This is a genomic window from Micromonospora sp. NBC_00898 (assembly GCF_045207895.1).
In the GTDB taxonomy this organism is placed as follows: domain Bacteria; phylum Actinomycetota; class Actinomycetes; order Mycobacteriales; family Micromonosporaceae; genus Micromonospora.
Genome location: NZ_CP108775.1, coordinates 6,122,503 through 6,145,000, shown reverse-complemented (window position 1 = coordinate 6,145,000; position 22,498 = coordinate 6,122,503). Strand labels below are relative to the sequence as shown.

Here is a 22,498-nt window from a genome sequence, read left to right as displayed (position 1 = left end):
CGACCGCCCGACCGGGCGGCTGCACCTCGGCCACTACATCGGCAGCATCGCCAACCGGGTGAAGCTGCACCGCCGGTACGAGAGCTTCTTCATCATCGCCGACCTGCACATGCTCACCACGAGGAACACCCGCGAGAACATCGAGCAGGTCTCCCACAACGCCCGCGAGATGGTCACCGACATCCTCGCCGCCGGGGTCGACCCGGCGGGGGCCACCTTCTACCTCCAGTCGGCCATCCCGGAGGTCGGCGACCTGAACACCCTCTTCCAGAACCTGGTCACCGTGCCCCGACTGGAGCGGGTGCCGTCGCTGAAGGAGATGGCCCGGGACGCCGGCAAGGAGGAGATGCCGTACGGGCTGCTCGGCTATCCCGTGCTCCAGGCCGCCGACATCCTCTGTGTGAAGGGGCAGGTCGTCCCGGTGGGGAAGGACAACGCGGCGCACGTCGAGGTGACCCGGGAGGTCGCCCGCCGGTTCAACCACCTCTACGGCGAGGTCTTCCCGGTGCCCGAGATGATCGCCTCCGACACGCCCTCCCTGGTCGGCACCGACGGCCAGGGGAAGATGAGCAAGAGCAAGGGGAACGCCATCGCGCTCTCCGACGACCCGGCCACCGTCCGCCGCACGGTCATGGGGATGTACACCGACCCGAACCGGGTCCGGGCCGACGTGCCCGGGACGGTGGAGGGGAACCCGGTCTTCGCGTACCACGACGCGTTCAACCCGGACCGGGCCAGGGTGGCCGAGCTCAAGGCGCGCTACCGGGCCGGTCGGGTCGGTGACGTCGAGGTCAAGGAGGAACTGGCCATCGCACTCAACCGGTTCCTCGACCCGATCCGGGAGCGCCGGTCCCGGTTCGAGGCCGAGCGCGGCCTGGTCGACCAGCTGATCTTCGAGGGCACCGAGCGGACCCGCGCCGAGGTGCGCCAGACCCTGGTCGAGGTCCGCCGGGCGATGGGCCTGACCAGCGCGTACACGCAGGTGCGGCGGCGGGCCGAGCGGTACCGCAAGGCCGCCGCCACGTCGGCCTGACCTTCTCGGGTACGCGGACAGCCGGCTCGGGAACGGCCTTGCGCCGTACCCGGGCCGGCCGGTTAGGCTGCTCCCATGGCCAGCTCCCGCACCCTCGCGCCGACGTCCTGCGACGTTTCGGCCGGTGTGGCGCGACGCCGGCGATCCTTCGACCGCCTGCGCTGAGCACAACCTTCCTGCGACCGGCGGATCGAGCCGCCGGTCATCCCAGATCGTCCTCGGTCCGCCCGCATCCCCGTCCGGAGATCCGCGTGAGGCGGATCCGAGCGAGATCGGTGTACCCATGGATCTGGAGAAGTTGCTGACCGACCGGCTGGCGCCGGCGTTCTCGGCCGTGGCCGGCGTACCGGTGGATCCGGTGGTCCGGCGCTCCCAGCGCGCGGACTTCCAGTCGGACGCGGCGCTGGCGCTGGCCCGGCGGCTCGGCCGGGCGCCGCGGTCGATCGCGACGGAGGTCCTGGAACGTGCGGAGCTGGCGGACCTCTGCTCGGTGGCGGAGGTCTCCGGACCGGGCTTCCTCAACCTGACCGTGGCCGAGCGGACCCTCGGCGGGCTGGTCTCCGCGCTGGCCACCGATCCGCGGCTCGGCGTGCCGGTCAGCGCCGCTCCGGAGACGGTGGTGGTGGACTACTCGGCGCCGAACGTGGCGAAGGAGATGCACGTCGGGCACCTCCCCTCGACGGTGATCGGTGACGCGGCGGCCCGGCTGCTGGAGTGGCTCGGGCACCGGGTGGTCCGGGCCAACCACCTGGGCGACTGGGGCACCCCGTTCGGCATGCTGATCGAGCACCTGGTCGACCTGGGCGAGGCCGAGGCGACGCAGGAACTGTCGATGGGCGACCTGGACTCGTTCTACAAGGCCGCCCGGGCGAAGTTCGACGCCGACGAGGCGTTCCGGGAGCGGTCCCGGTTGCGGGTGGTGGCGTTGCAGGGCGGCGACGAGGCGACACTGCGGCTCTGGCGGCTCCTCGTCGAGCAGTCCGAACGGTACTTCCTGACCGTCTACGACCTGCTCGACGTGACCCTGACCGACCGGGACTTCCACGGCGAGAGCAGCTACAACGACCTGCTCGCCCCGGTCGTGGCGGACCTCGACCGGCTCGGGCTGCTCCGGGAGAGCGACGGCGCCGCGTGCGTCTTCCCGCCCGGCTCGGTCGGCCGGGACGGCGAACCGCTGCCGCTGATCGTCCGCAAGTCCGACGGCGGGTACGGCTACCCGGCCACCGACCTGGCGGCGATCCGGCACCGCACCGGCGAGTTGGGCGCGACCCGGCTGCTCTACGTGGTCGGCCTGCCGCAACGGCGGCATTTCGAGATGGTGTACGCCGTGGCGGAGCAGGCCGGCTGGCTGGCTCCGCCGGCGCGGGCGGAGCACGTCGGGTTCGGCTCGATCCTCGGACCGGACGGGCGGATGCTGCGCAGCCGGGCCGGCGAGTCGGTGAAGCTGGTCGGCCTGCTGGAGGAGGCGGTGGCCCGGGCGACCGCGCTGACCCGGAGCCGGAACCCGGAGCTGGGCGACGCGGAGGCCGCCGAGGTGGGCCGGGCGGTCGGCATCGGCGCGATCAAGTACGCCGACCTCTCCAGCGACCGGCACCGGGACTACGTGCTGGACTGGGAGCGGATGCTGTCGCTGGACGGGAACACCGCGCCCTACCTGCAGTACGCGTACTCCCGGATCCGGTCGATCTTCCGGCGGGCCGGCATGACGGCCCGGCCGGACGCGGGCGTCTCGCTGGCCGAGCCGGCGGAGCGGGCGCTCGCCTTCGACCTGGTCGGCTTCGGCGCGGTGGTCGCCCAGGTCGAACGGAACCTGGAGTTCCACCACCTGGCGGCCTACCTGCACCGGCTGGCCACCGCGTTCAGCGCGTTCTACGAGCGCTGCCCGGTGCTGCGGGCCGAGGAGCCGGTGCGGGACAGCCGGCTGATGCTCTGCGACCTGACCGCCCGGGTGCTGCGGCAGGGCCTGCACCTGCTCGGCATCCGCACGCCGGAGCGGATGTGACGCCGGCGCGCAGGGTCGCCGGGAAGTCGTCGGCCAGCACGCGCCCGTGCATCGCCTGCCGTGCCCCTGGCGGGGCCGGCGGCGCCGCGCGGACCGCGCGGATCGAGCCGGACGGACGATCGGCACGGGGCAGCGACGACGCACGACCGCCGCTAATCTGAGCTGCCCCGGCGCCCATCGAGCACCGGCACCACGGCCCGTTTCTCCGGGCTGTCGGACATCCCCAAGGGGGGGACATCTTGGCTCCACAGAGGGCCCGCTCCGCCCTGCGCGCGCTACTCGTGACTCCCCTGGCGGCGGCGCTCGCCGCCGGCAGCCTGACCGGACCGGCCGCCGCCGCGCCCACGCCGCGGATCACCTTCTCCGCGATCTCCTTCTCCGCCGACCAGGTCGACACCACCGCCGGTCCCGGCACGGTCAACCTGACCTGGACGGTGGCCGACACCAGCAGCACCGCCACCCAGGTGCACGGCGTCACGTGGTTGCAGCGGTTCGTCGGCACCACCCCGGTGGGGCCGGAGCTGCCGGTGCACTACTCGCTCAGCACCGACGCGACGGCGCTGGTCTACGCGAGCAGCGGCACCGTCCGCAGCTCCACCTACTCGTACGAGTTCGTCGTGCCGCAGTACGGCCCGGCCGCCGCCGCCACCTGGCGGGTCACCCGGATCACCGGGCAGGACGACCGGGGCACCACCGGCAGCATCTCCGGCAAGGCCCTCGCCAAGCACGACGTCGACCTCGCGGTCACCGAGCTGGTCGACTGGACCGCGCCGGAGCTGGACCAGCTCGGTCGGGCGGGTCAGCAGCGCGACGCGGTCTACGACGACGGCTCGGGCGTCAAGCTGCACTACGCCTTGGCCACGACCGACCCGGAGTCCGGGTTCTGGAAGGCCGACCTAATGCTGGCCGGGCCGGGCGGCGCCCGGCTCACCGTTCCCGTGACGCTCACCTACACCGGCGAGTTCGCCCCGTACTGCGGGCCCTCGCAGGTCTGGGACATCAACTACTACGTCTTCTGCGACGACGTCGTCGCGGAACTGCCGGCCGGCAGCCTGTCGGGCACCTGGACCGTGGACAAGCTGGTGCTCGCCGACCGCGCGGGGAACACCCGCGAGCTCACCGACGTGCCGGAGTCGCCGATCCGGGTCACCCGCAACGACGTGCTCAGCGGCACCGGCTTCGCGCTCACCCCGGCCGAGGTGGACAACTGGCGGGAGGACCAGACCCTGACCCTCAGCGTCCGGCCCGTCGGCGCCCAGGGGGCGGTCACCTCGCTCGCCGCGACCGGGCAGGGCTGCCATCCGGCGACGACCGAGCCGACCGTCGCGGCGGACGGGACCGCCTCGATCCCGGTGCGGATGCTGACCATCAGCGGTCGCTGCCAGATCACCGGCCTTGTGCTCACCGACGGCGCGGGCAACACGGCCGTCTACGGCAGCTACTACGCCGCCCCGGCGCTCGACCTCACCGCCACCCGGGTGGCGGACACCACCGGGCCGGTGATCTCGTCGGCCCGGCTGAGCCCGACCACGGCGTCGGCGAGCAACCTGCCGTACTCGATCGCCGTCTACGCGACGGTTGCGGACACCACCGGGGCGCCGGTCCAGAGCATGTCCGTGACCATGTACGACGCGGACGGCCACCCGGTCTCCGGTTCGTACGGCGGCGTCTCGCCGCTGCCGACGGGCGAGTACGTCGACACGATCCGGACGGACAGCCTGGTGCCCGGCACGTACACCGTCGGGGTGACCCTGACCGACGCGGCCGGCAACAGCACCCTGATCGGCTATCCGAACGGGGCCGGCAACCCGCCGCCGAACGGGCCGCTGGTCTTCACCGTCACCGCGGACTGACGTACGACGAGGCCCGGGCCGCCGTGGCCCACCTGCGGGTGGGTGCGGCGGCCCGGGCCTCGGGCGCGTCCGGGGTCAGTTGACGATCGACTTCGGGGTGGTCTTCGAGTCGAGCCAGGTGTTGATCAGCTTGGTGAGGTCCCGGCCGGTCTGCTTGTTCACGAACGCGATGAACGAGGCCCGATCCTGGTGGGTGTTCTTCTGCTGCTGCACCCAGGCGGTGGCGAGCGCGAAGAACTTCTTGTCACCGATCAGGTTGTGGATCTCCCGCAGCATCGCCTCCGGGCAGAGGTAGACGTTGCCCTCGGCGAAGTTCTTCGGGTTGGGCTTGCCGGGCGGGCCCAGCTTCTTCCGCAGCTTGGCGTCGGCCTCGCGGGTGTACCGGTCCAGGCTGGCCTCGCTGAGGTTGAAGACGTCCTGGGTGTAGAGGTCCTGGGCGTAGGTGGCGAAGCCTTCGTTGAGCCACAGGTCGGTCCAGGTGGTCGGGGTGACCGAGTCGCCGAACCACTGGTGGGCGTACTCGTGCAGCAGGTCGACGCCCCAGCGGTCCCGCCGGGCCTTGGTGTTCTCGATCTTCCGGCCCATGGTGATCATCTGCTGCGTCTCCATGCCGGATTCCGAGTCCACCACCACGACCCCGCCGGACGGGAACGGGTACGGCCCGAACCGCTTCTCCAGCCAGGCGATGTACTGCGGGGACTTCTTCAGGTACGGCAGCAGCTTGTCGTCGGCGCCCTTGCGGTACCAGTAGGTCAGCGGGAGGCCGTGCGGCCCCGCCGCGGTCAGCTTCTGGTACTTCCCCACGGCCAGCGTGGTCAGGTACGCCGCCACCGGGTCGGTGCTGCGGTAGGTGAAGGTGGTGCCGGACTGCGCGGCGGGGGTGCCGCTGGCGATCGCGGACCAGCCCGGCGGCACCGTCACCTCGATGTCGTAGAGCGCCTCGTCGGACGGCATGTCGTTCGCCGGGTACCAGGTGAACGCCCCGAACGGCTCCTGCATCGTCCAGAGGCCGCCCTCCTTGGTGACCGTCAGCCCCAGGTCCTCCACGTCGCTGCGGTGCGACGGCATCGGGGTGGTCTTCGGCGTGCCGTGGTATTTCACCACCAGGGTGACCGGCTTGTCGGCGGTGACCGGGGCGGCGACGGTCAACTTCTCCTTGGCCACCGTGCCGGTGACCGTCGTACCGTCCAGCGTCACCCCGTCCACCTGGTACGGCATGAAGTCGAGGACGATGCTGGGCGCGTCCCTGGTGGGTCGGATCCGCAGGGTGGCGGTGCCGGTGAGGGTCTTCGTCGGCGGCGCCCAGTCGAGGGCCAGGCCGTAGTGCAGCACGTCGAGTGTGGCAGTGCCCCGGGCCGGGTAGATCGGGTCGGCCACCGGGGTGGAGTTACCGGCCTGCCAGGCGGTGTAGTCCACCGCGGGCGCGGTCGGGCTCGGGCTGGCCGAGGGGGACGAGGACGTGCCGGCCGCCGGGGTGTCGCCGTTCGAGGTGCAGCCCGCGACGAGCAGCGGCGGCAGGAGCAGGGTCAGGAGTACTGGGTGACGCATCAGCGCACCGTACGGGAGCCGGCGTTTCCCGTGGGGGCGGTCCACCGCCGCCCGCGCGTGGTCGCAACTCTCAAAGCGCGGAAACAATCGAAACAAATTGCACCGTACGCGCAGTTGGCGACCTTCCCGACGAGGAGGCAGCGGTCGGCCCGGGCGGTGCCGCTGCCGGCGGTGGTCGTTCGTGCGCTCGGGGATCACCAGCAGGGCCAGGAGGCGGAACGCCTAAGCCTCGGGGCGAAGCGGCCGAGCCTGGGCTACGTCTTCACCACGCCGATCGGCACGCCGCTGGATCCGCGCCACTGCACCCGGCTCGTCCAGGACCAGTGCGCCGCCGCAGGGCTGCCGGCGATCCGGCTGCATGACCTACGGCACGGCTGCGTCTCAACCGCCGATGGTGTCGAGTCCCGATCGCGTCATTCGGCGTAGGGGTTGGCCACCTGGAACGAGTCCTCGTAGAGGCGAAACTTGACGACCTTGTCACCGCTCACCTGGAAGTGCATGGCCACGGCCATCTCGTACCGCCGGCCGGTGTTCAGCGCTACGCGTCCGAACCGCCCCAGCATCACCGCGTGATCCCCGTCGTACAGGATCGCCTCGACGTCGTCGACGTTCTCCTCCGGCACGATGTTCGCGGCGAGGGTCCGCATGTATTCAGCGACGTCGGCACGCTTGGACCGCCTTCCCGTCCACGGTATCGACGGAGGCCCGGGCACGTCCCAGTCGATGTCGTCGGCGAAGAGCATCGCGATGTCCTCCGGGTCGGCTCCGCCGCCGAGCATGCCGAAGAAATGCTCCACCACGTCACGAGTGGCCATTGTGTACCTACCTCCAGTGCAGTCTGCGCGGGAACCGGGTGTCCATCCGCGCGATTCGACTCATCCTTGAGGCGGGATGTCCGCGACGCCATTCGGCAGCACGGCGCGGGCCGCGCGTACGAGGTGCGTTTCTCAACGGTTCCTCTCCGTGCTTGACGCCACTATCGACCAACGGCTCAACACTGGTGACAGGCCGCTCTGGCCAGAGGTGAGAGAGAGCGCCACAGGCGCGATGGAGCGTCGCGAACCCCGACAACACCGGGCCCCGCTGCTGGCCGCCGCACGACGGCGAAGCGGGCGGCGCCGAGGTCACTGACGGTGGTGGTTCACGGCAGTTCGATGGCGTCCGCCTCGGCCTGGTTGAGGAGGGCCGGGGTTCGGTGCGGAGCCCGAGGTCCTCTGGTCCTGGTCCTCCGTCAGCGTGGCCGGCCGGCCCGGCCGATGCCGGCCGGAGGTCGCCAGCAGGCCGGGGCCGGGCCGGCGCGGCCCGCTTGCGGGCCGCCTTGATCGCGATCACCAAGGATGTCTACGGACACCTGATGGAGGGTGAGCGTCGATTGGCTGCGGAGGCGATGTCCCGTGCGCGGTTCGGGAGCTGAGGGACCGGTGGCTCCCAGCGTGGCTCCCAGGCCCCCCGCACGCTGATGCCGGCGGACATGAAAATGCCCCCGACCTGCCCTTTTGGCTGGTCGGGGGCAATCCCTCGCTCTGTGTGCCCGAAGGGACTCGAACCCCTAACCTTCTGATCCGTAGTCGTCCTCTCAAGACTCTGCGGCTGACCAGGGCTTTCACAAGATCGAAGCACCAGAGACCCAGCCGGGTAAGGCGCTCTGCCGCCTCCGCTCGGATGTTCACCAGCCATCGAATAAGTCAACTGCCTTCGTCGGTGCGCCGCGTGGTCCTCGACCGCTCCCGAAGGCCCTACCCTTCCCCGAGGTACCTGGGAGGCCAGGCAGGGCGGTACGCGCACGTCTAGGGCGTGTCTCAAAGTCAGCTGCCCTACTGCGCGACCTACGGCCCTCGCCTGGCAGCCCGGCCAGGCGAGGGCCTGAAATCACCTCGCCTCTGCTCGCCTCGCCCGGTACGGTCGCGCGAGTGTTCTCACTGCAGGGAGCCCATGAGATCCGCGTGCGGCCACCCCGGCAGTTCCCACGCTGAGAGTAGGTTCGTCAATGGCATGCCGTATCAGTGAGCTCGTGCTCAAGTGCCGCGACCCCGAGGTGCTGGCGCGGTTCTGGTGCGAGGTCCTGGACTTCATAGTGCTCGATCGCGAGGAGGAGGGCTGCATCGAGATTGGTCCGCGCGAAGGGTTCGGCGGCCCGCAGCCGACGATCTTCCTCATCCGCAACGACGAGCCGAAGAACGGGCATGCCCGGCTGCACATCGACGTCAACGCCACCGACCGCGATCAGGACGCCGAGCTCGAACGCCTCCTGGCCGTCGGGGCCGAACTCGTCGACATCGGTCAGCCCGCGGAGGCGTCCTGGCACGTCCTCGCCGATCCAGAAGGCAACGAGTTCTGCCTGCTCAAGCCCCGCCTCGACCCACTCTGACGGCCCTCGTCGGCAACGAGGGCCGCGCCCGGGTGGAGGGTGGGTGGCCACGAGGTCTCCGGGTCTCCCGGTAGTTCTGGGCGGTACGGGGCGAGCAGGTGCGGATCTTGAGGTCCCGCTCGTAGACGGTCACGTGCAGCGAGTTGATCATGTACGGAGAGTAAGGTTCTGTAGCGGTGAGTAGCTAGACAGAAAGAAGCCCCCTAGCTGGCTTTGGGCCTGCTAGGGGGCTGTCTGTGCGCCCGAAGGGACTCGAACCCCCAACCTTCTGATCCGTGGACAGATAGCTGTCGATGCACTGCGAGCTCGACCCGACCAGCCCGGCCCGGTCACGCTCCGTTCGGGCGCGTCCCGGCGGATACCAGCAGGTCCGGGCAATGCGCTCATCGGAAACGATGCGCCGAAGCTTCCCTGGGTGAGACGCAAGTCCAGTGGGGTACCGGCACGTCCACGCCAGTTCGCCGACGTCCGATCACCATCCGAGCACCAGCCGACCCCACTGCGCCTGGCTCTGCTGATCGCGATGCGCCTGAGCTGTCTGACGACAAAGGTGCGGCCCCTCCCGAACGGGGAGAGGGCCGCACCTTTTCTGCTGCATGGTGGTAGGTCAGGCCGCTGGCAGGCTGGTGAACACCAGCGGCCCGGACGGTGCCGGAGCACCGCCGTTGGGGTAGCCCCACGACCCGCTGTTGCCCGCCGAGGTGCTGAGCGTGAAGCCCACCGTGTACGTCCCCGGCGGCAGGTCGCGGAAGTACACCGGCAGCGAGACGTGCCCGTCGGGCCCGACTTGGATGCCGCCGTTCGCGCCGCCGACGGAGTGGCCGAGGGAGTTGTAGATGGTGGTCGAGAACCCGGTCACCGGAGCGAGCGTGACGTCGTCGATGGTGACGTCGACGGTGATGCCGTTGAACAGGTCGCCCGGAGCGGCCTCGGCGGGGTTCAGCGCCGCCGCGATCGCCACCGGCCGGGCCGTGTCGGGTACCCGAGTGGCCCGCAGGTCGAGCACGGGCCCGGCGTAGTAGGCGCCGTACACCGAGACCGCACCGGCCGCGTCGGTGAGCAGGATGCCGTCGATGGTGCAGGAGCTGGTCAGCTGGCTCATCACCACCGGCAGTGAATACGTGCCCGCCGGTCCCTCGGTCAGCACCTGGTTCCAGGTCGAGCAGCCCGTGGTCTCGACCGTGGCGGTCAGGTCGCCCTGTACTCCGCTCGCGGTGAACGTCAGCGTGGTCGTCGCCGGCTCGCGCCAGTTGTTCACCTGCGTCGGGTTCAGCGCGAACCCGGTCGCGTCGATCACCTCGTTACGAGTGACCCGCACTGTGGGCGCGCCGAGATCGGTGTAGCGCTTGGTGTTGCCAGCCCGGTCGGTCAGGCTGACTGCCTTGACCGCCCAGTCGCCCGTGGGGCTGTCCGCGGGCAGGGTCACCGGCAGGTTGCACTCCACGAACCAGATGTCGCCCCAGACCTGGCTGTCGCCGCAGAGCTGGTATCCCTGGCCGCTGTCCACCAGCGTGAACGGCGAGACGATCTCGGCGGTGCCGGGACCGTCCAGCACCAGGCGGCCCTTCCAGAAGCCCGCGCCCGGGTCGTCCTGGACGTACAGTCCGTAGTGCAGGGTCACGCCGGAGCCGCTGTTGTACACGTGCTCCTTGGTTGGCGAGGCGAGCCAGACCCGGTCGGTCACCGGCGGCGCGGTGTCGGGGGTCTGGGTGGCGGCCAGCACGGCGGCCGGGCTGATCTTGTTGCCGGACAGCGTGCGGGTGGTGCCCTGGTCGTCGGTCGCGGTGATCTTCGTGACGCGGTAGGTCACCGGCGCGGCCGGGCCGTACTCGGTCACGAGAAAGTCGTACGCGTATGACGAGCTGGCGATCCCGCCCGTGTACGGCCCGACGACGGGCCAGCCGCCGTCGAGACTGAATCGGATCTGCTCGACCGGCCCGAGCGCGGTGGTGCCGCTGTAACGCTGCACGTAGATGCTGCCGCTGAGGTCGTGGGCGGTGGTCGACGTGTCGGTCACCGTCCAGTTCAGGGTGACGGTCGTGCCGCCGGTGGTGGTGTCGACCTGGTCCGTCGCGAATGCGATGCCTGAGAAGGCGATCTTCGGGTTCGCCGCCGCGACGGCCGGTGCGGCCGCCGCCGCGAGCAGCGCCGTGGCCGCAGTGGCGGTGGCCAGGATGCGTGAGACTGCGCGAAGGCGGGCAGCTGCCATGTGTCCTCCCCGTTGACGTGCGACCGGACCGCGATGGTCCGGTCGGCGCGGGCCGCCGTACAGCGGACTGCGCGCGCAGCGTATTAGATGCGCGCAAGGGCGGGAAGCGCGAATACGGCCTCTCCCTGGCCGCGGAGGGGCCGTACGGTGCGCCCGGGCCAGCTGACCCGCAGGGTAGTCCACGATGGCGCTGGTGCCGTACCGTCGAGAGATCGGGTGACCAGGTAGAGGGACTTCAGCGCGGCCTGCTCGGTCGGGAAGTGCCCTCGGGCCCGGACGGCCGGCGGTAGCGGGTGTTGAGCGACTCGATGGCATCGGTGGAGCAGATGATCCGGCGAATGTCGATCGAGTCCGTCAATCGAACTCGGCCGTGGCTACACCGACGGAGACGGACAGACCGGGACGTAGGACAGCCTCGTCGTACGAGCACCATTCGAGCACCAATGCGTCCATCGGCACGGAACAACAAGCGGCGCCTGGCCGCCTTTTGGCAGGTCAGACGCCTCTTGATCTTGTGCGCCCGAAGGGACTCGAACCCCTAACCTTCTGATCCGTAGTCAGATGCTCTATCCATTGAGCTACGGGCGCCTGCTGCTCGGCCAGTCTACACACCTGGCTTTCGCGCGGAGACTCCGGGATTCGAACCCGGGAGGGGCTTTAAGACCCCAACCGCATTAGCAGTGCGGCGCCATAGACCAGACTAGGCGAAGTCTCCCTGGTGGCCCGGAGACCACCGCGCCCGAGGATACAGGTCCGTACCCACTCGGGGCAAAGCGACTACGGCAACGGCACCCCGATGCCGCGTTTCCGACGTGTGCCAGGTCACGCGCGGGTCTACGCTCCATCGATATGCAGGAGCAGCCGCCGAGCGATCCGCCCCGCCGCGAGCCCGCCCCCGGCGCCCGGCGGAGCCGCTCCCCGAAGCCGACCTTCGCCGCGCCGCCGACCCCCGAGCCGCCCGTCCCGCCGACCCGCCAACCAGAGGCGGACAGCGGTCCGCCGTCCGGGGCGCGGCGGGCAAAGGCCGCGCCGGCCGTGCTCTTCCAGCCGCCCGACCTCGCGCAGGCGGCGCCCCGCACCCCGGTGCGCGGCGAGCGATCCTCCGGGGCGGAGGGCCGGACCGGTCCCACCGCGACCGCCGCGCCTCGGCCCCGTCCCGCGACCAGGGCCGCCCCGCCTGGCGATCCCGATGACCCGGCGACCCGAGCTGTCCCGACTCCGCCGACCGGCGACCCGGCGACCGAGGCCACCCCGGCCCCAGGCGCTGAAGACCCGGCGACCGAGGCCACCCGGCCTCCCGGGGACGAGAACCCGGCCGCCGCAGCAGGTCCGCAGGCGGTCCCGACCGGCCGGCGGGCGGAACCAGCCCGTACCGGGCCGGATCCGGTCCAGCCCGGGTCGGTGGCGGACGAGGAGGCCCCGCAGCGCACCCGTCGCGCCCGGGTGAAGAAGGCGAGCGCGGTGAAGAAGGCGAGCCCCGCGAAGAAGGCCGCGCCGGACAAGGACGGCACCCGGGCCGCGACGCCGAAGAAGGCCACCCCGGCGAGGAAGACCACCGGGCGTCCCAGCCAGCCGGGTCCGGCCACGGTCGTCGTACCAGCAGCCGACGGGGTGGAGCCGGCGTCGGGGCGTACCGCCGGGGTGGAATGGCGGGCGATCACCTCGCGCGTCCTCGGCCACCCGGCCTTCGCGCCGGAGCTGCTGGCCCTGGCGGCGGTCGAGGCGCTCGGGCCGCGCGCCCGGGAGTGGGTCGGCGGGTTGCGGGACACCTACCCGGACGCCGACGCGGACGGGCTGGCCCGGCTGGCCACCCGGCGGTTCGTCCGGCTGGCCGGGGCCGGCGGCGCGGTCGCGGCGGGCGCCGGGCTATTCGCGCCGGTGGCCGAGCTGGCGGCGGTGCTCTGGGCGCAGGCCCACCTGGTGCTGCACCTGGCGGCGGCGTACGACCGGGACCCGGCGCATCCGGACCGGGCGGCGGAGCTGCTGGTGCTGACCCAGGTCCACCCGGACGCCGGGAGCGCCCGCGCCGCCTTGGACGCGGCCCGGGCGGCCGACGGGCCGGGGGAGGGGCCCTGGCCGCGGGCCGCCGAGGCGGCCTGGCGGCTGGCCACGCCGCTGGCCGCGCAGGCCGGCGGCTGGCTGGGCCTGCGGCTGGCGTCGCGGCTGCTGCCGGGGGCGGCGGCGCTCGCCGCGGCGGCAGGTGACGCGGCGGCCGCCGAGCGGCTGGCCGCCCGAGCGATCGCCGCCTACCGCCCGCCCCGGGTGCCCGGTCGATGATCGTCCCGCCGTGCGGCACGTGGGGCCTTCAGCCGCCCGGGAGAGCGTGGGATGCCGCCACCGGCCCCGCCGGTCACAGCCAGCCGAACCAGGCCTTCGGCAGCAGCGCGTAGCCGACGAAGGCGACCACGTCGAGCAGGGTGTGCGCCACGATCAGCGGCGCCACCCGGCGGGTACGCAGGAAGACGAGGCTGAAGATCACGCCCATCACCGCGTTGCCGAGGAACGCGCCGAAGCCCTGGTAGAGGTGGTAGGAGCCGCGCAGCAGCGCGCTCGCCGCGATCACCGCGACGAGCCGCCACCGGAGCTGCCGTAGCCGGGTGACCAGGTAACCGACCACGATCACCTCCTCCAGCACGGCGTTCTGCACGGCGGCCAGGATCAGCACCGGGACCGCCCACCACAGGTGTGGCAGCGCCGCCGGGACCAGGGTGGCGTTGACGCCGAGGTGCGCCGCCGCCCAGAACAGCGCCAGGCCGGGCAGGCCGATCAGCGCCGCCAGGCCGGCGCCCCGGGCCAGGTCCGACCCGGGCCGCCGCAGGTCCACCCCGAGCGTCCGCGCCGGGTCGCCCGGGTCGCGGGCCAGCAGGTGTACGGCGAGCAGCACCGGCAGCAGCGCGAAGAAGATCCCGACCAGCTGGTACGTCAGGTCGAGGTAGGGCCGGGCCGACTGGGAGGTGTTCAGCGTCGCGGTCTGCTTCGACAGCGGACCCGCGGCGGTCAGCTTGGCGGCCAGCGACACCAACGCGTAGACCGCCGACTGCCCGAGGGAGAGCCCGAGCACCAGCAGCGTCTCGGTACCCAGGGTCCGGCGGGACACCGGGCGGGTGAGCTCGTCAACCGTCACCGGACCACTGTGCCGCACTCCGGGGCCGCTCGGCACCGCCCGGTGAGGCGGAGTGAGCCGGTCGCACATTATGTGCGACCGGTGCGCACGCTCCGTGGAGATTCTGTGGGGGCCCGATCCGCCGTCAGGAGAAGGAGCGTGCCCCCGTGGAGAACTTCGCGCGGCTGCTGAAGGAGAGCTGGACCCTGGTCGAGGAGGACCGGAAACGGCTGAGCGCTCACTTCTACGCCCGGCTCTTCCTGCTCGACCCCGAGCTGCGCAAGCTCTTCCCGGTCCAGATGAGCGGGCAGGGCGACCGGATCCTGGAGGCGATCGTCACCGCCACCCAGACGGCCGGCGACCCGGAGAGCTTCGACGAGTACCTGCGCGGGCTGGGCCGGGACCACCGCAAGTACCACGTCGACGCCGCGCACTACGAGACCATGGGCGTCGCCCTGCTGGACGCGCTGCGCAGCACCGCCGGCGACGGCTGGAACCTGGAGTACGACCAGGCCTGGCGCGAGGCGTACGCGAGCATCTGCGAGAAGATGCTGGCCGGGGCGGCGGCGGACGACAACCCGCCGTTCTGGCACGCCGAGGTGCTCACCCACGAGCGGTACGGCCCGGACACGGCCGTGCTGACCGTCCGAGCCCTCCAGCACCCGCTGCCCTGGAAGGCCGGCCAGTACGTGAGCGTCGAGGCGCCCCGGCACCACCCGCGGGTGTGGCGGACGTACTCGGTGGCGAACGCCCCGAACGACGACAACGTGCTGGAGTTCCACGTGCGTACGCCGAGCGGCGCGGCCGGCTGGGTGTCCGGGGCGCTGGTCCGCCGGACGAAGCCGGGCGACCTGCTCCGGGTGGCCGCCCCGATGGGGTCGATGACGCTGGACCGGTCGTCGACGCGGGACATCCTCTGCGTGGCCGGCGGGGTCGGGCTGGCCCCGATCAAGGCGCTGGTGGAGGAGCTGATCAGCTTCAACCGGACCCGCTGGGTGCACATCTTCTACGGCGCCCGCCGGCCGGAGGAGCTCTACGGCCTCGCCGGCCTGGCGGAGCTGGTGACCGCGCACCCGTGGCTGTCGGTGACGCCGGCGTGCAGCGAGGACTTGGCCTTCGACGGCGAGCTGGGCGACATCTCCGAGGTGGTCACCCGGTACGGCCCCTGGACGACGCACGACTGTTACGTCTCCGGCTCGGCGCCGATGGTCCGGGCCACCCTGCGGGCGCTCGCCGCCGACGAGGTCCCGCCGGAGCACATCCGGTACGACACCTTCGGCAACCTGTAGGCGTTTCTCCCCCCGAGCCGGGTCGCGTGCCCCTGCCGCCTGGGGCACGCGACCCGGCCCCCGTCCGCCGGTGCGCGGGCCGGGCCGGCAACCGGCCCGCGTGCCGGAGGGGTCAGTAGCGCCAGGGGGCGCCGGACTCGCGGTACTCCCCCACCGGCACCAGGGGCACCCCGGGCGCCATCCGGTCGACGTAGAGCCGCCCCTCCAGGTGGTCGATCTCGTGGGCGACCAGGCGTGCCATCGCGTACTCGAAGGACGTGATGATCCGGCTGCCGTCCCACTGGGCGTGCTCCACGTCGATCCGCAGCGCTCGGGGCACCAGGCCGCGGTGGTCGAAGAAGGAGAGGCAGCCCTCGTACTGCTCGTCGGTGTCCGGGGCCGAGTCGACGATCCGGGGGTTGAGCAGGACGACGGGCTCGGCCATCCGGTCGGCCGGACGGACCACGGCGGCGGCCCAGCCGAGTCCGAGCTGCGGGGCCGCGATGCCGACCCCCTTGTTGAACGGGTGCAGCTCGTCGAGGCGGGCCAGGGTGGCGCAGAGCCGGTCGACCCCGTCCCGGGCGGTGTGTTCCTGGCGGGGCAGGTCGAACGGGCGGGCGGGCTGGCGGAGCAGGTCGTCACCGCGCTGCAGGATGCCGATGCCACGCATCCGGTCGCTCGCCCGGACCCGCACGCCGGTCGCCGGACCGTCCGGCTCGGCGTCCGGGGGCTGGTTGCGGAAGCGCCACTGCAGCCGGTAGCGGGCGTTCAGCGGCGGGTCGTCGGTGGACCAGTCGAAGAGCGCCCGGTCGCCCTGGTCGTGCCGCTGGATCTGGGTACGCAGCGGCCCCTCCTCCGAGGAGAGGGAGGTCTCCACCCCCCAGACCTGCGGGTCCAGCTCCACCGGGAGGTCCAGCCGGACGGCCAGGTGCCGGGTGGGCAGGCGGACCGCCCGCTGGAACCAGGGCCCCCACTTCTCCCGCCCCACCCGGTACGCGTACTCGATGATCACCCGGTCGCCGGGGTAGAGCGGGAAGCGCCCCTCGGCGTTCTCGAAGAGCAGCCAGATCTCCTTGAACGCGTCCCGGTCGTGCTTGGCCCGCCAGTGCATCGGCTCAGGCTCGCCGCCGTCGTCCCGGTACGCCCGCAGTTGCAGCTCGGCGAAGGTGAGCGGGTGTTCCCGGTGGTGCCGGTTGGAGCGGCCCGGGTCGTTGGGGTAGCGGTCGACGGCGACCCGGACCAGGTACCGGCTGACCGGCTCGGTCCCGGCGTTGTAGAGCTCCCGGCGGATCACGCAGCGGTAGCCGTCGCCGGTGTGGGTCAGGCTGGCCAGCTCCCGCTCGACCACCAGGCCGGTGCCGGGGGGCAGCCACTGGCCGGAAACGGGCGGTTCCCGGTGCGCGCCGCCGGCGCGGGCGTGCCGCAGCTGGTCGTACGCCCGGAAGCGCTGCCAGATCGCGCCGCTGGCCTCCAGGACGGCCTCGGCCCGGCGGGCGAAGTCCTCGGTGGGGCGGTGCCGGCGGCCCTCGACGTGGCTGACGTAGGACGGGTCGAAGCCCATCAGGATGGCGAGCTGTTTCTTGGACAGGCCCCGGTCGGTGCGGTGCCGGGCGAGTTCGGCCGCGAACGAGTCCGCGGCCAGATCGATGGGTGAGGTCGTCATCGGCTTCCTCGCGACCGGGAGTACCAGTTTCACTTTCGGTGGCCGAACGTGCACAGAAACTGGCTCGTACTCGACACTCACCTTGACAATTCAGCCACGTACGTCGATGCTTGCGCCGGTCCTGGACCGGCCGGGCGGCGTTTTCGCCCCCGCCCGCCGGGTAGTACGCCGACACGCGGTGACCGGTCGGCGGGGTGACCGGCACCTCTCCATCCGCCCCCCGGTGCAGCTTCCCCGGACCCGGAGCACGTGGTTAGGCTAGCCTTAGCTCAGATGGGCCTGCTCATACCGACCGGGCGGCACGACCAGACAGGGGACGGATCAGGTGACAGCGGTGCTGCCGAGGCGGGACGTCGCCACGCCGCTAGCCCCGGTGACCGCGACCCTGCGCGCCATGTTCGGCACGGACGACCTGCCCGGACTCGCGCCCGGCCTGCTGGTCACCTCCGACGAGGCGCGCTGGACCCCGGCGACCCGACTGGTCGACGGGACGATGCTGCCCGAGTTCCTGCGCGCCGCGACGGTGCGCTGGGGCGGCACCCCGCACGCCTGCGCCGCGCTGGCCTGGAAGTCGTACAGCTACTGGGTGGCGCTGCCGGTGGTGCTCGGCTGGGCCTCGGCCCGGCGGGTGCCGATGCTCGACCCGGCCGACGTCCTGATCCACTTCGAGGACCACCGTCCCCTGCTCACCCTGGGCCTGCGCCACTCGACCACGGTCGCGGTGCTGCCCGGCGACCCGCTCGCGCTGACCGACGCGCCGGACGTCCGGGTGGTCGCCGACGAGGCCGAGTTGCTCGGCGCGCTGCGCGCCTCGCTGCTCGACGCCCACCTCGCCCCGATGATCGCGGCCATCCAGGCCGAGGTCCGGATCGGCACCCGTACGCTGCTCGGCTCGGTCGCCTCCGGCATCGCGCACGGCATCCTGCGGGCCGCCGACACGCTGCCGGGCTCGTCGACCCGGAGCATCGAGACGCTGCTGGACGCGCTCGACCTCGCCGACCTGGTGGAGCTGCTCCCCGGCCCGGCCGGCGAGCCCACCGTCCAGCGACGGACCTGCTGCCTGGCCTTCACGCTGCCCCGGCCGAAGATCTGCCAGGGCTGCTGCGTCCGGCCCTCCTGACCCCGCCGTGCCGGGGCTCGGCCACGCTCAGTCGACCAGGGGGCGGACGTCCCAGAGCCACACCCCGCCGGTCAGCACCGGATCGATCCCGGTCAGCTCGGTCATCCCCCGGTGCAACGCGCCGGCCTGCTTCTGCCGGGGGTCGAGGAGCACCGCCCCGGCCCGCCAGTACCGCAGGTCGTCCACGGCGGCCACCCGGTCCTGCGGGGTGATCGGCGGCACCGCGTCGGTTTGCCGGATCGTCGTGAAGAAGGTGCTGGTGGGGCGGGGCGGCGCGGTGAAGAGGGCGACCCGGCCGGCGCCGGGCCGGGTGTCCGGGGCGAGGAAGTAGCCCCGGGCGAGCGGCATCTCCAGCCGGGTGTCGGCGGACCAGCGCAGCGGATCGGCGTAGGTGGTGTCCGGCAGTGGCAGGGTGACGACGCTGTGCCCACCCGCCACGTACGGCCGCCAGGCACCGAAGCGGACGAATTCCGGCGTGGGGTCGAGGCGTACCGAGGGCAGCGGCGTCGGCAGGATCGGCAGCAGGGCCATCGCCAGCACGGTCGCCGTGACGAAGCGGATCTGCGGGCGGGCGTCGGGGTGCCGTCGGGCCAGCCGCCGCGCGTGGTCAGCGCCGATCGCGAGCAGCACCCCGATGATCGGGGTCAGCGCGAGCGACCAGCGGGTCGGCACCACCGAGTGCAGGATCGGCAGGTCCTCCAGCGGCGCCCACGGCCCGGGCACCCCGGTGTCCCGCCCGTCGAAGCGGATCGCCCGGCCCAGCGAGAAGAGGGCGAAGAACAGGCCGGCCACGGCCAGGCCGAGCACGACGGCGTTGCGGCGCAGCCACCAGACCAGCGCGATCACCAGGACGACGAGGGGCCAGCCGAAGAAGGCGTTCTCCTCGGTGGCGTTCTTGGCCAACCGGGCGCTGTTGCGGGGGTCGCCCGCCAGCGACTCGCCGGACCAGGCCACGAACGAGGCGAGGTCGGTACGGTAGCCACGGATCAGGCGGGACAGCCCCTGGTACGCGCCGGGCCCGAAGAACTGCACGTACAGCGGGTACGCGAGCAGCGCCCCGGCGACCGCGGCGGCCACGCCCAGCCCGGCGGCGAACGGCCGGAGCCCCCGCCGCAGCTCCGGCCGGCCAAGCGCGAGCGCGGCGACGACGACGGCCAGGCCGATCGCGGTCATCAGCAGGATCTCCAGGTTGAGGAAGGCCTGCCAGACGATCACCAGTCCGAGCAGCACGCCGTTGCGCAGCCAGCGCCCGGGTTCGGCCAGCCGCAGGGTCCGCCAGACGATCAGCGGCACCACGAACTGGGAGACGATGTTGGGGTGGGCGTTGGCGTGCGACACCATCGCCGGCGCGAAGGCGCAGAAGCCCGCCCCGAGCCAGGCCGGCCCCCGGGCCCCGATCAGCACCCGGGAAAGGACGAAGTACCAGGCCACGCCGGTGGCGATCAGTCCTGCGGTGAGAAAGACCAGAAAGGCCGTACGTGGCCCGAAGAAGATGGTTATCGGTGTCATGGGTAGCGAAATGGATAATACGGACGTATTAGCCATGAGATTGACGCCGTCCGGGACATTCATCCGGTCCGAAAAGAACGGATAGGCGAAATCGGTCACGACCCGCGCGCCGTGCGCCATCATCCACTCGAACTGCGCCTGATCGGAGCGGTTGTCCCGCACCCCGTCACCGGGATTCAGCCAGAACCGCGCGGTCACCCAGAAAGCGAGCAGCACGAAGCTGAGCACGGCGGCGGCGTCGATCCAGCGGTCCCGCCCGCCCCGTACGTCCCGGTCGGGCTCACCCGCAACGACACCGCCGTCCGATTCAGGAGTAGTCATAACAATTCGGAGCGTAGTCAGGGTATGGCAGGGCCGTGACATGTTTCGGGGTACTGGCGTAATATGTGCCGGGTTCGCCGACCGCCGATCACGTGCCCACCCCCGACCGCATTTCGGCCACCCCCGGTGCCCCGATTCCCACACCATCCATGCGGATGGTTGACTCTGTCGGTCCAGGCGCGGGTCAGTCATATCGTGAGGAATCGACGCATGGCAGAAATCACTGGGGATCAGCGCGTCCAGTCGGAGGTGCTCGAAGGCCTGGCGACGGCGGTCAACCACCGCAGGTGGTTCGTCGAGCTGGCGGTGCCCTACCTCGGTGACAATCCCATCGAGATCGGCAGTGGGCTGGGCGACTACGCCCTGGAGTGGTCCGAACACCTGCCCCGGATCACCGCCACCGAGGCGGACCCGGACCGACTGGTCCAGCTCAAGGAACGGCTCGCCGAGCACCCGACCGTCGAGGTCCGGCAGATGCTGCTGCCGCACTCGGAGCGCGGCGACTACAGCGCCGCCGTGTCGTACAACGTGCTGGAGCACATCGAGGACCACGTGGGCGCCCTGCGCAGCATGCGCGACCTGGTCCGGCCCGGCGGCGCCGTGGTGATCATCGTGCCGGCGTTCCAGTTCGCGATGAGCCCGGCCGACATCGCCACCGGCCACGTCCGGCGATACACGAAGAAGTCCCTGGCCGCGGCCATGACCGAGGCCGGCCTGACCGTCGAGAAGATCCACTATGCGAACGCGCTCGGCCTGATCGGCTACTTCATGGCCACCAAGGTCTTCCGGCTGATGCCGAAGGAGGGCCCGATGGTAAAGGTCTACGACACCCTGGTCCTCCCCGCGACCAAGGCGGCCGAGCAGCGCCTCCGCCCCCCGTTCGGCCAGTCCGTCTTCGCGGTCGCCCGCGTCCCCTCCTGAGCCCCACTCCTCGCTCCCCGCGATCTTGCACTCTTGGTCCCCGATTCACGGCTTCTGTCCGTGATGCCGGGGCGGCAAGTGCAAGATCGCGGGGAGCGAGCGGTCACTCCTTGATCTGGTACGTGGGGCGGATGACCGCCCGGGCGAGGGTGTGGAAGGCGAGGTTGAAGCCGACGAAGGCGGGACTGGCGGCCGGGCCGACGTCGAGGCGCTCGACGTCGACGGCGTGCACGGCGAAGACATAGCGGTGCGGGCGGTCGCCGGGCGGCGGGGCGCAGCCGCCGTAGCCGGTGTCGCCGTAGTCGTTGCGGATGCTGAAGGCACCGCCGAGGTCGCTCTCCTTGACGCCGGTGGGCAGCTCGGTCATCGAGGCGGGGACGTCCACCAGCACCCAGTGCCAGAAGCCGCTGCCGGTCGGGGCGTCCGGGTCGAAGCAGGTCACCACGAAGCTCTTCGTCTCGTCGGGGAAGCCCGACCAGGAGAGCTGCGGCGAGACGTTCTCCCCACCGGAGCTGCCGTGCGCGTACCGCGCGTCCATCGGCTCGCCGTTGTGCACGTCGTCGCTGGTCAGGTTGAACGCCGGCACGATCGGCAGCAGCTCGTACGGGTCCGGGGCGATCGGTCGTTCCAGGGTCATCGATACGGGTCCTTCCGGGTGCGCGATTGTCCTGCGCCCCTTCATACCCCGCCGACGCGCCGACTCGAACCGAAAGCGCGTCGTGTCCGGGCCATCCCGGCAAGAAGGTCGGGGAGGAACGCCTCTGGCAAGCCGAACAGGGTCTGCTTCGGCGCCGTGACGGATAACCGGTCTGCTACTCGCCGAACGCGACTGAGGCTGCGCCGAGGGAGCGTGGCGGAGGGTGTGGGATTCGAACCCACGAAGGACATCGCTGCCCTTACCGGTTTTCAAGACCAGCGCCATCGGCCACTAGGCGAACCCTCCCGGTTCGCGCCCCCGAGGGGTACGCGACCGTGCCTAGTCTGCCACGGCCCCCTCGGCGGGCGAGCCGGCGTCCCACCCTCGGTGTCAGGATGGCCGCATGTGGGAGAAGCCGTCGGTGGTGCTGATCACCGGCATCATGGCGGCCGGCAAGTCCACTGTGGCCGAGCTGCTGGCCCGCCGGCTGCCCCGCTCGGTGCACCTGCGCGGTGACCTGTTCCGCCGGATGGTGGTCGGCGGCCGGGCGGAGATGACGGCGCAGCCGTCCGAGGAGGCGTGGCGGCAGCTGCGGCTGCGCTACGAGCTGGCCGCGTCGGTGGCCGACCGGTACGCGGAGGAGGGTTTCACCGTCGTCCTCCAGGATGTGGTGCTGGGGGCGGACCTGCCGGCCATGGTCGAACGGATCCGGCACCGGCCGCTCGCGGTGGTGGTGCTCGCGCCGCGACCCGAGGTGGTCACGGCCCGCGAGCGGGACCGGCCGAAGCAGGGGTACGGCGACTGGCCGGTGGCCGACCTGGACGTCGAGTTCCGCGCCGACACCCCGCGGATCGGGCTCTGGCTGGACACCTCCGAGCAGACGCCGCAGGAGACGGTGGCGCAGATCCTGGCCCGGGCGTGGACGGACGGCCGGATCGGGTAA

The 22,498-nt window shown here is 71.7% G+C and carries 17 protein-coding genes, 4 tRNA genes and 1 pseudogene (1 of these 22 cut by a window edge); 10 read left to right on the top strand and 12 right to left on the bottom strand.

Annotation, left to right across the window (positions count from 1 at the left end; genetic code table 11):
* The 3 genes from trpS to OG799_RS29820 form a co-directional block, all read left to right on the top strand.
* On the top strand, positions 1-1,033 hold the 3' portion of the coding sequence (trpS, locus tag OG799_RS29830) for a tryptophan--tRNA ligase (RefSeq protein ID WP_406039781.1). 26 nt of this gene lie to the left of the window's left edge; only the last 1,033 of its 1,059 coding nucleotides appear in the window; its start codon lies off the left edge, out of view; it ends in the stop codon at positions 1,031-1,033.
* A gap of 283 nt (positions 1,034-1,316) precedes the next feature.
* Positions 1,317-3,035 (top strand): arginine--tRNA ligase, encoded by a 1,719-nt coding sequence (argS, locus tag OG799_RS29825; protein ID WP_406039779.1) that lies wholly within the window; start codon positions 1,317-1,319, stop codon positions 3,033-3,035.
* Between the two features lie 239 nt (positions 3,036-3,274).
* Positions 3,275-4,888 (top strand): hypothetical protein, encoded by a 1,614-nt coding sequence (locus OG799_RS29820; protein ID WP_406039777.1) that lies wholly within the window; start codon positions 3,275-3,277, stop codon positions 4,886-4,888.
* A gap of 75 nt (positions 4,889-4,963) precedes the next feature.
* On the opposite strand, the gene OG799_RS29815 is transcribed toward OG799_RS29820, so the two are convergent.
* Complete coding sequence (locus OG799_RS29815; RefSeq protein ID WP_406039775.1) at positions 4,964-6,436, bottom strand: M1 family metallopeptidase; 1,473 nt, start codon at positions 6,434-6,436, stop codon at positions 4,964-4,966.
* Here OG799_RS29815 and OG799_RS29810 point away from each other — a divergent pair.
* Positions 6,428-6,862 carry a hypothetical protein gene (locus tag OG799_RS29810; RefSeq protein ID WP_406039773.1) on the top strand — a complete coding sequence of 145 codons (435 nt, stop codon included), beginning with the start codon at positions 6,428-6,430 and terminating at the stop codon, positions 6,860-6,862. The genes OG799_RS29815 and OG799_RS29810 overlap by 9 nt on opposite strands.
* Here OG799_RS29810 and OG799_RS29805 read toward each other — a convergent pair.
* Complete coding sequence (locus OG799_RS29805) at positions 6,850-7,251, bottom strand: nuclear transport factor 2 family protein (RefSeq protein ID WP_406039771.1); 402 nt, start codon at positions 7,249-7,251, stop codon at positions 6,850-6,852. The two genes, OG799_RS29810 and OG799_RS29805, sit on opposite strands and share 13 nt — an antisense overlap.
* 1,172 nt (positions 7,252-8,423) lie before the next feature.
* On the opposite strand from OG799_RS29805, the gene OG799_RS29800 reads away from it, so the two are divergent.
* Positions 8,424-8,804, top strand: a complete 381-nt coding sequence (locus tag OG799_RS29800; RefSeq protein ID WP_406039769.1) for a VOC family protein — start codon at positions 8,424-8,426, stop codon at positions 8,802-8,804.
* 237 nt (positions 8,805-9,041) lie between these two features.
* Here the strand turns inward: OG799_RS29800 and OG799_RS29795 are convergent.
* The 5 genes and pseudogenes from OG799_RS29795 to OG799_RS29775 all read right to left on the bottom strand — a co-directional run bounded on the left by OG799_RS29795 (position 9,042) and on the right by OG799_RS29775 (position 11,728).
* Positions 9,042-9,152, bottom strand: a tRNA-OTHER gene (locus tag OG799_RS29795).
* Positions 9,153-9,411: 259 nt separating this feature from the next.
* On the bottom strand, positions 9,412-11,013 hold the full coding sequence (locus OG799_RS29790; protein WP_406039767.1) for a hypothetical protein: 1,602 nt from the start codon (positions 11,011-11,013) through the stop codon (positions 9,412-9,414).
* Positions 11,014-11,096: 83 nt separating this feature from the next.
* Positions 11,097-11,359 (bottom strand): annotated as a pseudogene (locus OG799_RS29785) (transposase); the annotation flags it as partial.
* A gap of 169 nt (positions 11,360-11,528) precedes the next feature.
* Positions 11,529-11,601, bottom strand: a tRNA-Arg gene (locus tag OG799_RS29780).
* A gap of 36 nt (positions 11,602-11,637) precedes the next feature.
* Positions 11,638-11,728, bottom strand: a tRNA-Ser gene (locus OG799_RS29775).
* Positions 11,729-11,862: 134 nt separating this feature from the next.
* On the opposite strand from OG799_RS29775, the gene OG799_RS29770 reads away from it, so the two are divergent.
* Positions 11,863-13,290 carry a hypothetical protein gene (locus OG799_RS29770; protein ID WP_406039765.1) on the top strand — a complete coding sequence of 476 codons (1,428 nt, stop codon included), beginning with the start codon at positions 11,863-11,865 and terminating at the stop codon, positions 13,288-13,290.
* A 73-nt stretch (positions 13,291-13,363) separates the two neighbouring features.
* Here OG799_RS29770 and OG799_RS29765 read toward each other — a convergent pair whose 3' ends face one another.
* Positions 13,364-14,137: a CPBP family intramembrane glutamic endopeptidase gene (locus OG799_RS29765; RefSeq protein WP_406039763.1), complete on the bottom strand. Its 774-nt coding sequence runs from the start codon at positions 14,135-14,137 to the stop codon at positions 13,364-13,366.
* 146 nt (positions 14,138-14,283) lie between these two features.
* Here OG799_RS29765 and OG799_RS29760 point away from each other — a divergent pair, with 146 nt between their 5' ends.
* A complete protein-coding gene (locus tag OG799_RS29760) occupies positions 14,284-15,405 on the top strand; it encodes a globin domain-containing protein (RefSeq protein WP_406039761.1) in 1,122 nt (373 codons plus the stop codon).
* 112 nt (positions 15,406-15,517) lie between these two features.
* Here OG799_RS29760 and OG799_RS29755 read toward each other — a convergent pair whose 3' ends face one another.
* Positions 15,518-17,047 carry a peptide deformylase gene (locus OG799_RS29755; RefSeq protein ID WP_406039759.1) on the bottom strand — a complete coding sequence of 510 codons (1,530 nt, stop codon included), beginning with the start codon at positions 17,045-17,047 and terminating at the stop codon, positions 15,518-15,520.
* 394 nt (positions 17,048-17,441) lie between these two features.
* Here OG799_RS29755 and OG799_RS29750 point away from each other — a divergent pair, with 394 nt between their 5' ends.
* Entirely contained in the window at positions 17,442-18,167 is a 726-nt protein-coding gene (locus OG799_RS29750; RefSeq protein WP_406046449.1) for an IucA/IucC family C-terminal-domain containing protein, read from the top strand.
* A 27-nt stretch (positions 18,168-18,194) separates the two neighbouring features.
* Here the strand turns inward: OG799_RS29750 and OG799_RS29745 are convergent, their stop codons facing one another.
* Entirely contained in the window at positions 18,195-19,997 is a 1,803-nt protein-coding gene (locus OG799_RS29745; RefSeq protein ID WP_406039757.1) for a hypothetical protein, read from the bottom strand.
* Positions 19,998-20,207: 210 nt separating this feature from the next.
* Here OG799_RS29745 and OG799_RS29740 point away from each other — a divergent pair, with 210 nt between their 5' ends.
* Entirely contained in the window at positions 20,208-20,918 is a 711-nt protein-coding gene (locus tag OG799_RS29740; RefSeq protein WP_406039755.1) for a class I SAM-dependent methyltransferase, read from the top strand.
* A 103-nt stretch (positions 20,919-21,021) separates the two neighbouring features.
* On the opposite strand, the gene OG799_RS29735 is transcribed toward OG799_RS29740, so the two are convergent.
* The gene (locus OG799_RS29735; RefSeq protein ID WP_406039753.1) at positions 21,022-21,555 is read right to left on the bottom strand and encodes a YbhB/YbcL family Raf kinase inhibitor-like protein; all 534 of its coding nucleotides are present in this window, start codon (positions 21,553-21,555) and stop codon (positions 21,022-21,024) included.
* Positions 21,556-21,769: 214 nt separating this feature from the next.
* Positions 21,770-21,861 (bottom strand) — tRNA-Ser (locus tag OG799_RS29730).
* 97 nt (positions 21,862-21,958) lie between these two features.
* Here OG799_RS29730 and OG799_RS29725 point away from each other — a divergent pair.
* Positions 21,959-22,498 carry an AAA family ATPase gene (locus OG799_RS29725; protein ID WP_406039751.1) on the top strand — a complete coding sequence of 180 codons (540 nt, stop codon included), beginning with the start codon at positions 21,959-21,961 and terminating at the stop codon, positions 22,496-22,498.